Annotated in this window: 11 protein-coding genes; 10 read left to right on the top strand and 1 reads right to left on the bottom strand. The window is 60.7% G+C overall.

Annotated features, from left to right (window positions below):
* From ACIP8I_RS22250 to ispH, 4 genes are all read left to right on the top strand, one after another.
* On the top strand, positions 1-690 hold a 690-nt coding region (locus ACIP8I_RS22250; RefSeq protein WP_400763982.1), incomplete at its 5' end, for a class I tRNA ligase family protein.
* A complete protein-coding gene (gene lspA / locus ACIP8I_RS22245) occupies positions 683-1,195 on the top strand; it encodes a signal peptidase II (protein WP_007963824.1) in 513 nt (170 codons plus the stop codon). The genes ACIP8I_RS22250 and lspA, both read left to right, overlap by 8 nt.
* 7 nt (positions 1,196-1,202) lie before the next feature.
* Positions 1,203-1,640, top strand: coding sequence for an FKBP-type peptidyl-prolyl cis-trans isomerase (gene fkpB / locus ACIP8I_RS22240; RefSeq protein WP_177325639.1), 438 nt, complete (start codon positions 1,203-1,205; stop codon positions 1,638-1,640).
* A gap of 234 nt (positions 1,641-1,874) precedes the next feature.
* On the top strand, positions 1,875-2,819 hold the full coding sequence (gene ispH, locus ACIP8I_RS22235; protein WP_007963828.1) for a 4-hydroxy-3-methylbut-2-enyl diphosphate reductase: 945 nt from the start codon (positions 1,875-1,877) through the stop codon (positions 2,817-2,819).
* Here ispH and ACIP8I_RS22230 read toward each other — a convergent pair.
* Positions 2,776-3,342, bottom strand: a complete 567-nt coding sequence (locus tag ACIP8I_RS22230) for a GspH/FimT family pseudopilin (protein ID WP_400763978.1) — start codon at positions 3,340-3,342, stop codon at positions 2,776-2,778. The genes ispH and ACIP8I_RS22230 overlap by 44 nt on opposite strands.
* 131 nt (positions 3,343-3,473) lie before the next feature.
* Here ACIP8I_RS22230 and ACIP8I_RS22225 point away from each other — a divergent pair, with 131 nt between their 5' ends.
* From ACIP8I_RS22225 to ACIP8I_RS22200, 6 genes are read left to right on the top strand one after another with little or no spacing between them, the layout of a single operon-like run.
* Positions 3,474-3,947: a GspH/FimT family pseudopilin gene (locus ACIP8I_RS22225; RefSeq protein ID WP_007963832.1), complete on the top strand. Its 474-nt coding sequence runs from the start codon at positions 3,474-3,476 to the stop codon at positions 3,945-3,947.
* Positions 3,944-4,393: a type IV pilus modification protein PilV gene (pilV, locus tag ACIP8I_RS22220; protein ID WP_400763976.1), complete on the top strand. Its 450-nt coding sequence runs from the start codon at positions 3,944-3,946 to the stop codon at positions 4,391-4,393. The genes ACIP8I_RS22225 and pilV overlap by 4 nt, the downstream gene beginning before the upstream one ends.
* The gene (locus ACIP8I_RS22215) at positions 4,390-5,103 is read left to right on the top strand and encodes a PilW family protein (RefSeq protein WP_400763974.1); all 714 of its coding nucleotides are present in this window, start codon (positions 4,390-4,392) and stop codon (positions 5,101-5,103) included. The genes pilV and ACIP8I_RS22215 overlap by 4 nt, the downstream gene beginning before the upstream one ends.
* Before the next feature lie 11 nt (positions 5,104-5,114).
* On the top strand, positions 5,115-5,594 hold the full coding sequence (locus ACIP8I_RS22210; RefSeq protein ID WP_400763972.1) for a PilX N-terminal domain-containing pilus assembly protein: 480 nt from the start codon (positions 5,115-5,117) through the stop codon (positions 5,592-5,594).
* The gene (locus ACIP8I_RS22205) at positions 5,581-8,661 is read left to right on the top strand and encodes a pilus assembly protein (protein WP_400763970.1); all 3,081 of its coding nucleotides are present in this window, start codon (positions 5,581-5,583) and stop codon (positions 8,659-8,661) included. Before ACIP8I_RS22210 ends, ACIP8I_RS22205 begins: the two co-directional genes overlap by 14 nt.
* A 15-nt stretch (positions 8,662-8,676) precedes the next feature.
* Positions 8,677-9,078 (top strand): type IV pilin protein, encoded by a 402-nt coding sequence (locus ACIP8I_RS22200; RefSeq protein ID WP_007963842.1) that lies wholly within the window; start codon positions 8,677-8,679, stop codon positions 9,076-9,078.
* The last annotated feature ends 3 nt before the right edge of the window (positions 9,079-9,081 follow it).

Below are 9,081 nucleotides of genomic sequence, written 5' to 3'. Positions count from 1 at the left end.
TGGAACGTTTACTCGAAGATACACAACTTCTGCGTGCAGGAGCTGGGTGGTTTCTATCTCGACATCATCAAGGATCGCCAGTACACCACCGGCGCCGACAGCAAGGCCCGTCGCTCGTGCCAGACCGCGCTGTTCCACATCTCCGAAGCGCTGGTGCGCTGGATCGCGCCGATCCTCGCGTTCACCGCTGACGAGCTGTGGCAGTACCTGCCGGGCGAGCGCAACGAGTCGGTGATGCTCAACACCTGGTACGAAGGCCTGACCGAGCTGCCGGAAGGCTTCGAGCTGGGTCGCGCCTACTGGGATCGCATCATGGAAGTGAAGGTGGCGGTCAACAAAGAGATGGAAATCCAGCGTGCGGCCAAAGCCGTCGGTGGCAACCTGCAAGCCGAAGTGACGCTGTTCGCCGAAGAGGCGCTGAGCGCCGACCTGGCCAAGCTGAGCAATGAGCTGCGCTTTGTCCTGATCACCTCGACTGCCAGCGTGGCGCCTTTTGTTCAGGCCCCTGCGGACGCGGTAGCCACCGAAGTCAGCGGCCTGAAACTGAAGATCGTCAAATCGGCCTTCCCGAAATGCGCGCGTTGCTGGCATTGCCGCGAAGACGTCGGCGTAAACCCGGAGCATCCGGAAATCTGCGGTCGTTGCGTCGACAACATCAGCGGCGCCGGCGAGGTTCGTCACTATGCCTAACGCCGTTGGCCGTTTCGGACGGTTGAGCTGGCTCTGGTTGAGTTTGCTGGTTCTGGTCATTGACCAGGCCAGCAAGTTCTACTTCGAAGGCAAGCTCGAAATGTTCCAGCAGATCGTGATCATTCCTGATTACTTCAGCTGGACCCTGGCCTACAACACCGGTGCGGCGTTCAGCTTCCTGGCTGACAGCTCCGGCTGGCAGCGCTGGCTGTTCGCGCTGATCGCGATCGTGGTCAGTGCGGTGCTGGTGGTCTGGCTCAAGCGTCTGGGCCGCAACGATACCTGGCTGGCTGTCGCTTTGGCGCTGGTGCTGGGCGGCGCGCTGGGCAATCTGTATGACCGCATTGCCCTGGGCCATGTGATCGACTTCATTCTGGTGCACTGGCAAAACCGCTGGTACTTCCCGGCGTTCAACTTCGCCGACAGCGCCATCACCGTCGGTGCGGTGATGCTGGCATTGGACATGTTCAAAAGTAAGAAAACCGGAGAAGCCGTTCATGACTGAACAGGTATTGGCTGAGCAACGCATCGGCCAGAACACGGAAGTCACTTTGCACTTTGCATTGCGCCTGGAGAACGGCGACACGGTCGACAGCACGTTCGACAAGGCTCCGGCGACCTTCAAGGTCGGCGACGGCAACCTGCTGCCGGGTTTCGAAGCGGCATTGTTCGGCTTCAAGGCCGGCGACAAGCGTACGCTGACCGTCGAACCGGAAAACGCCTTCGGCCAGCCGAACCCGCAAAACGTCCAGATCATCCCGCGTTCGCAGTTCGTCGACATGGAGTTGTCGCCAGGTTTGCTGGTGATCTTCAATGATGCGGCCAATACTGAGCTGCCGGGTGTGGTGAAAGAGTTCGATGACGCGCAAGTGACCATCGACTTCAACCACCCGCTGGCCGGCAAGACGCTGACCTTTGATGTCGAGATCATCAACGTCAAAGCGATCTGAATAACACTGCAAAACCACTGTGGGAGCGGGCTTTTGTGGTGAGGGGATTTATCCCCGATGGGGTGCGAAGCGCCCCCAAATCTGATCACCGCGATTCAGAACCGGAAAGCGTTGACTGTTTTGACGATTGCTTCGCAATCGATCGGGGATAAATCCCCTCGCCACAACAGGCTCGCTCCCACAATGTTTTCAACCGTTTTCGCTATTTCTTGCGCGCAAGACACGAGGCACAGCATGCAAATCAAACTCGCCAACCCCCGTGGCTTCTGCGCCGGCGTGGACCGGGCGATCGAAATCGTCAACCGCGCCCTGGAAGTCTTCGGGCCGCCGATCTACGTGCGTCATGAAGTGGTGCACAACAAGTTCGTGGTCGAAGACCTGCGCAGCCGTGGCGCGATCTTCGTCGAGGAGCTGGATCAGGTGCCGGACGACGTCATCGTGATCTTCAGTGCTCACGGCGTTTCTCAAGCCGTACGCAGCGAAGCCGCCGGCCGTGGCCTGAAAGTGTTCGACGCCACTTGCCCGCTGGTCACCAAGGTGCACATCGAAGTCGCCAAATACAGCCGCGACGGCCGTGAGTGCATCCTGATCGGCCACGCCGGTCACCCGGAAGTCGAAGGCACCATGGGCCAGTACGATGCCAGCAATGGCGGCGCGATCTACCTCGTCGAAGACGAAAAAGACGTGGCCGAACTGCAAGTGCGGAACCCGGAAAAACTGGCGTTCGTGACCCAGACCACCCTGTCGATGGACGACACCAGTCGCGTGATCGATGCCCTGCGCACACGTTTCCCGGCCATCGGTGGCCCGCGCAAGGACGACATCTGCTACGCCACGCAGAACCGTCAGGACGCGGTCAAGCAACTGGCCGACGAATGCGACGTGGTATTGGTGGTGGGCAGCCCGAACAGCTCCAACTCCAACCGTCTGCGTGAACTGGCTGAACGCATGGCCACGCCGGCCTACCTGATCGACGGCGCCGAAGACCTGCAGAAGAGCTGGTTCGACGGTGTCGAGCGCATTGGCATCACCGCCGGTGCTTCCGCGCCGGAGGTATTGGTGCGGGGCGTGATCCAGCAGTTGCAAGCCTGGGGCGCGACCGGTGCCGATGAGCTGGCCGGCCGCGAAGAGAACATCACGTTCTCGATGCCGAAAGAGCTGCGCGTGCGCTCGATCTGACGCTCTTCTTCAGGCACAGCGCCTGCTCAGCCTTCGCGCTGGTCAGGCGTACCCGACCGGTCGCCGCCAGCACCACCTGGCGCTGGCTGACCGGTTCGCGTGCCGAGCAGACATGTAACGTCCCTGCCTGAAACGCCCGCCCGGGCATCAGTGGTTGTCCCAGACTGCTGAAGCGCACGTAACGACTGACCGCCCAATTGCCGACGATCGGTGTCCGCCCATCACTCGCCTGTTCCACCAGCAGTGGATTGCTGCTGTCCTGCGGCCCCTTGCCGCTGATATCCAGAATGATTCGCCAGCCCTGACTCCAGTCGCCGTTGATGGCATGGATCACCACACTCTGATTGCGCGTGATGGCCAGGGTACGGGCGTTGCGAATGCCCTCAAGCAATGACCGCGCCGCCTGGTCGCGCTGAGTCGACTCGGTGAAGGCGGCGAATGCCGGGCTGATCAGCGACAGAACAATTGCGCCAATCGCCAGTCCCATAAGCAATTCGATCAGGCTGAAACCCTGTTGCGGCATGACGATTCCCTCCGTGGAGCATGAAGCCCGGCGCGATCCTTTTCGCCGGGCAGGGCAAATCAACCGACGCAGGCCGGTTGAATGTTCTAGTTTGTAGAAGCAGGTATAGCCGACGGCAACGGAGGGCATCGATGGATCATCGTACAAAAGGTTTCACGCTGCCCGAATTGTTGGCTGCGGTCGCGGTGATGGTGATCCTCATCACCCTGGCGGTGCCGGGGTTCACCCGCTCGATCCAGAGCAGCAAGGCCGACACCGAAATGGGCGACCTGCAGCGCGCCATCAACTATGCGCGGCTGGAGGCGATTGATCGTGGCGTGACCACACGCTTGCGCCCGAGCGCCGGCGGCAGCGTGTGGACCGGCGAACTGTCGGTTTACGACAGTACTGGCACTCCGGCGAATGTATTGCGGGTTGTTCCAGCGATGAGCAGCGGTGCCACTCTGACGCTACCCTCAGGAGTGACTGCACTGGATTTCAATAATCTGGGTGGTCTGGCGGCGCCGTCGACGGCGGTGGTCATCAGTTACGTGCTGGGAACGCAAAGCAGGACGCTGAACGTGTGTCTGAACGGACGAATTCAATCGGGTGGAAGTTGCGGATGAGGGCAGGGAGCACACAGGCACAGAAGGGCATGTCGCTGATCGAAGTGCTGGTCGCGTTGTTGATTCTGACCGTTGGCATATTGGGCGCGGCAGCCGTTCAAGTGAATGCGCTGAAATATACCGACAGCTCGCGAATGACCAGTCAGGCCAGCTTCATCGCCTACGACATGATGGACCGCATCCGCGCCAATGCCGCTGCCGATTACACCGTCACGCCGCCGACTTCGGGCAATCTCAGTGTCGCCCGCGATCAGGATCTCTACGATTTCACCACCAACATCGTCAATTTTGGCGGACCGACCGCCACCGGCACGATCACCCTCAATCAGCGGGTGTACACCATCACCATCAACTGGAATGACTCACGGGCGGCGAATGCCACCGGCACCACGCGCAGTTTTGTTCTGAGCAGTCGTGCCACGGTCGATCCGGTGGCCACACCATGAAGCACGCCAACCGTGGTTTCGGCCTGATCGAAATGCTCATCGCTCTGGCACTGGGCCTGATCATCGTGCTGGGCGTAGTGCAGACGTTCCTCGCCGCGAAAAACACTTACGTCAGCCAGAACACCGCCGCAGCGATGCAGGAAGATGCGCGCTTCGTCCTGAGCAAGATGATTCAGGAGCTGCGCATGGTCGGCATGTTCGGCTGTCTGGGCACGATTACTGATGCGAGCTCGGCAGGGGATTTCAACGCGGCGCAGATCACCCCGATCAGTTGGGACAACAGCAACCTCAAGCTGACACTGGTTACCGCCGACGTCGGCGGCAATGGCGGCACACCGACCTGGACGGTGGTTTCCGATTGTCGCAACAGCGCCACGGCTTACACCGGATTGCGCGCTGCGGCGAGCGGGCAGATCGCCTTTCCGATCCGCCGCTTGATCTACAGCTTCAGCAACAACCAGATCCTCATGGGCACCGGCAGCGGCACGCCGACCCAACAGGTGTTGGTGAACAACGTCAGCGCGTTCACCGTGATGTTTGGCCTGGCGACGTCCGCTACCGATGTCGCGGCGTCCTCCTACAGCGCCAACCCCAGCGATCCGGCGCGCATCCGCAGTGTGCGCCTGAGCCTGACCCTCACCGACCCGAACAACCGGGTGGCCAATCAAACCTTCAACGTGGTTGCCGCTTTGCGCAACCGCTTGCAATGAGGGCCGGGCCGATGAGGATGACTTTCGCCCAGCGGAAAACTCAGCGCGGCATGGTGTTGCTGGTCAGTCTGGTGTTTCTGTTGCTGCTGACCTTGATCGGGCTGTCCTCGATGCAGAGCGCCAACCTGCAGGAAAAAATGGCCGGCAGCGTCAGCCTGCGCAATCAGTCGTTCCAGGCCGCCGAGGCGGCGTTGCGTAGCGGCGAGAGTGCGGTGCAGCTCGACAGTTATTCACTGGCGGTGTGTGCCAGCACTACACAATGTGCGCCGCCGGCAGAGTCTTCGGTGGTCAGTGCGGCGGGGCTCAATTCGACTTCCGGAGTCACGTGGATCGCCGCCGGCAACGGCTTTTATGGGGTGCAGAACATCGGCACCACCCTGACCGCAGTCAACGTGCCGAGCAACACCTCGGCGACCCTGTATCGAGTGACCGCTGTCGGCATTGCTGGTACTTCGCGCAGTGTGGTGGAGAGTGTCTATGCGAAGTATTGAGCGCTACTGGACGCTGTTGACGGGGATGCTGCTGGGTTTGTATCTGGCAGCGCCGGCGTATGCGTTCACGCCGTCCGATTCGCCACTGCTGAGCGCGGCTGCGGTGCCGCCCAACGTGATGCTGCTGATCGACGATTCCGGCAGCATGAACAGCATCATTTACGCGGCGGGCTTCGATCCGACGGTCACGCGCACCCCGGCCCGGCAATGTAATGCGCTGCTCGGACTGTGCCTGAGTTCGACGGCGATCACCGGCGATCCGGTGTTTCTGTCAAACCTGCCGACTGCCGGTTGCTCCGGCGGTGCCTTTGCGTTCTACAACAACAGTCTGGTGCCGCAGTGCCTGAAATTGCCGGACCCGGTCGGCGGAGGCAACACGCGCTACACCGGGGACTACATCGCCTATCTGGTGGGGCTGGCGAACGGCAGCAACCGCGACTTCACCACCGGATCCATCCCCAACGACTACCGGATCAACGTGGCGCGCAACGTATCCACCGCGCTGGTTACCAGCAACCGTACCTTGCGCATGGGCCTGTCGACCTTCAATCCGGTCACCAGCAACAACCCCGGCAACGGCGGTTACATCGCCCGCGCCATCAGCGACCTGTCACCGGTCTCCGGCAGCGTGACCCAGGCGCAAGCCGACACTAACTACAACGCGCTGATTTCTTCGATCAACGCCCTGGGCGCCGTGGCCAACACGCCGTTGGCGGAAACCTATTACGAAATCACCCGCTACATGCGCGGCATGACGCCGTACTACAACAGCACGCCGACGACCTACACCAGCCCGATCCAGTACCGTTGCCAGAAGAACTACGGCGTGGTGATCACTGACGGTTTGCCGACCTACGATCGCACCTTCCCGACCAACGATCCGTTGGGTGGCAGTCGTCTGCCGAACTGGGACGGCATCAATAATGATGGCAACAACCTCAATGGCGACAACGAGGGTGACACGCTGTATCTGGATGACATCGCCAAGTTCGCCTTCGACATCGACATGCGTTCGACAGGCACCGATCTCGCGGGCAAGAGTTGGGGCTTGGCGGATTTTCCCAAACAGAACATGAACACCTACACCGTCGGTTTTACTGCCGACAACGACATGCTCTCGGACGCCGCCGCTTACGGGCAAGGCAAGTATTACCAGGCGACCGATAGCACGGGCCTAAATGCCGCGCTGTCCTCGGCGTTGAGCGACATCACCTCCAAGGCCGGTTCCGGCGGTAGCGGGGTCACTAGCGGTACCACGCTGGCCAGTGGCACCAGTTATTTCCAGACCAGCTACGACCCCAAGGACTGGCGCGGCACGATCAAGTCCTTTGGTTTCACTTCGGCCGGCGCGGTAAATACCTCCGCAGCGTTGTGGACCACCGATACCACGATCGTGCCGGGCGCGACCGCACCGACTTATCAATCGTGGAACACCAGCAGTAACGCCGCCGTCACCCTGGCTTACGGCAACTTTTCCGCGGCCCAGCAGACCACGCTCAGCCAGAGCCTGCCCACCGGCATCAGCGGCAACGATCTGGTGGAGTGGAGCAAGGGCACCAACAAGACCGGGCTCAAGGTGCGAAGCGTATTGCTCGGCGACATCATCAACTCGCCGCTGGTGCTGGCCTCGCCCAGCGACAAAACCGCCTCCGACCTCTCGGGTGACACCACCTACACCACGTACCTGACCACCAAAGCGGCGAACATGAATTCGAATCTGGTGGTGAATGCCAACGACGGTTTCGTCAACGTGATCAACTCGGCAAACGGCACCCGGCGCTATGCCTACATGCCGTCCAGCGTGTTGCCGTCGTTGCGGCTGATTGCCGATCCGGCGTACATCAATGGCGTCAGCCACAAGTTTCTGGTGGACGGTCAGGTCGGGGTTTACGACCTTCAGTTCAACAGTGCCTGGAAAACCGTGGCCATCGGCGGCACCGGTGCTGGCGGCAAGACGTTCTACGCGCTGCAACTGTTCGACGCGTCCGCGGGCAATGTGCTCAATGCCCTGTGGGAAGTCAGTGCACCTGCCACGGCGAACACTGCCAACGCCTTTAATGATCTGGGTTACGCCTATGCGCGGCCGGAAGTGGCACGCTTGGCCGATGGTCGCTGGGCGGCATTCATTGCCAATGGTTATGGCAGCAACTCCGGGGTGGCGGCGTTGTATGTGCTGGATGTGCGTGACGGTTCGTTGATCAAGAAGATCGTGATCGACAGCACCGAAACCACCAATGGCCTGTCGTCGGTGAAGCTCAAGGTCAATTCGTCGAACGTGGTGCAGGCCGCTTACGGCGGTGACTTGAAAGGGCGTTTGTGGAAATTCGATCTGAGCGCGACGTCAACCGACAGCTGGGGTGTGGCGTTTTCCGGCAAACCACTGTTTACCACGGCGGGCGGGGCGACCCAGCCGATCACCGCGCAGCCGTTGCTGGCGGACAATTCGCTGGGAGGCAAACAGATCTTTGTCGGCACCGGCAAATTCAACGAAACCGCCGACAAGACCAACAAGGATTTGCAGGCGTTCTACTCGGTGTGGGACGCCGACGGCGGTTCCGGCCAGTTGACCGTCAGCAACCTGCAGGCGCAGGCGGTGACCGGAGTGTTCTCCGGCAGCACCGGGCAGTTCATCACCACCAGCCAGAACGACACGACCTATCCGGGGGAGAAGGGCTGGTATCTGCCGTTGGTGTACAACAACGTGCTGACCGGCGAGCGGGTGATCAATCAGGCCAGTCTGGTGCTCGGGCGCATCGTGTTTACCACTGCCAGTGTCGACACCACCGACCCGTGTGCCAGTTTTGGCACCGGCAAACTGGTCGAACTCGATGCGTTCAGCGGTAAGATGCTCAACTACGCAGTGCTCGACACCAACGCCGATGGCGTGGTCGACAGTAACGATACGATTTCCAGCGGCGTGGTGTTCACCGGCGGGATTCCGACCCTTAACGCCATCGTCAATGGCGCGACGCGCAAGATCGTCAACGATTCCAGTGGCACCGTGACCACACTGGTGGAAAAATCCGGCGGCGGCAGCCGTCGTATCATGTGGCGACAAATACAGTAATTGAGAGTTTGAGGCATGCGCAGAGTCAACCAAGGCTTCACCCTGATCGAAATCATGATCGTGATTGCGATCATCGGGATCATCATCACCATCGCCGCACCGAGCTACACCGAGTACCTGAAAAAGGGCCGGCGTGCCGAAGTGGTGTCGCTGCTCTCGGAGCAGGCGCAGAGCCTCGAGCGTTTCTATACCAAAAACAACGTCTACACCGGCATCACCGGTCTGAGCACGGGCAATGATTTCTACACCATCACCCCGACGATCGCTGACCAGACCTTCCTGCTGACCGCCACCCGCAAGGCTGGCACTGCCATGGCCACCGACAAGTGCGGGGACTTCACCCTGACCAATACGGGGGTTCGCAGCATGAACAACGCTACCACCGGGCTGACCACCAAGGATTGCTGGGGCCGCTGAGGT

Origin of the sequence: Pseudomonas sp. NPDC088414 (genome assembly GCF_044753325.1) — a bacterium.
Taxonomy (GTDB): Bacteria; Pseudomonadota; Gammaproteobacteria; order Pseudomonadales; family Pseudomonadaceae; genus Aquipseudomonas.
The sequence above is the reverse complement of the archived record's forward strand: the minus strand, read 5'-3'. Positions and strand labels throughout refer to the sequence as shown.

Coding starts and splice junctions, on each gene's coding strand:
- ACIP8I_RS22205 (WP_400763970.1), top strand. CDS start 5,581: ATGCGAAGTATTGAGCGCTACTGGACGCTGTTGACGGGGATGCTGCTG.
- ispH (WP_007963828.1), top strand. CDS start 1,875: ATGCAAATCAAACTCGCCAACCCCCGTGGCTTCTGCGCCGGCGTGGAC.
- lspA (WP_007963824.1), top strand. CDS start 683: ATGCCTAACGCCGTTGGCCGTTTCGGACGGTTGAGCTGGCTCTGGTTG.
- ACIP8I_RS22200 (WP_007963842.1), top strand. CDS start 8,677: ATGCGCAGAGTCAACCAAGGCTTCACCCTGATCGAAATCATGATCGTG.
- ACIP8I_RS22230 (WP_400763978.1), bottom strand. CDS start 3,342: ATGCCGCAACAGGGTTTCAGCCTGATCGAATTGCTTATGGGACTGGCG.
- ACIP8I_RS22210 (WP_400763972.1), top strand. CDS start 5,115: ATGAGGATGACTTTCGCCCAGCGGAAAACTCAGCGCGGCATGGTGTTG.
- ACIP8I_RS22225 (WP_007963832.1), top strand. CDS start 3,474: ATGGATCATCGTACAAAAGGTTTCACGCTGCCCGAATTGTTGGCTGCG.
- pilV (WP_400763976.1), top strand. CDS start 3,944: ATGAGGGCAGGGAGCACACAGGCACAGAAGGGCATGTCGCTGATCGAA.
- ACIP8I_RS22215 (WP_400763974.1), top strand. CDS start 4,390: ATGAAGCACGCCAACCGTGGTTTCGGCCTGATCGAAATGCTCATCGCT.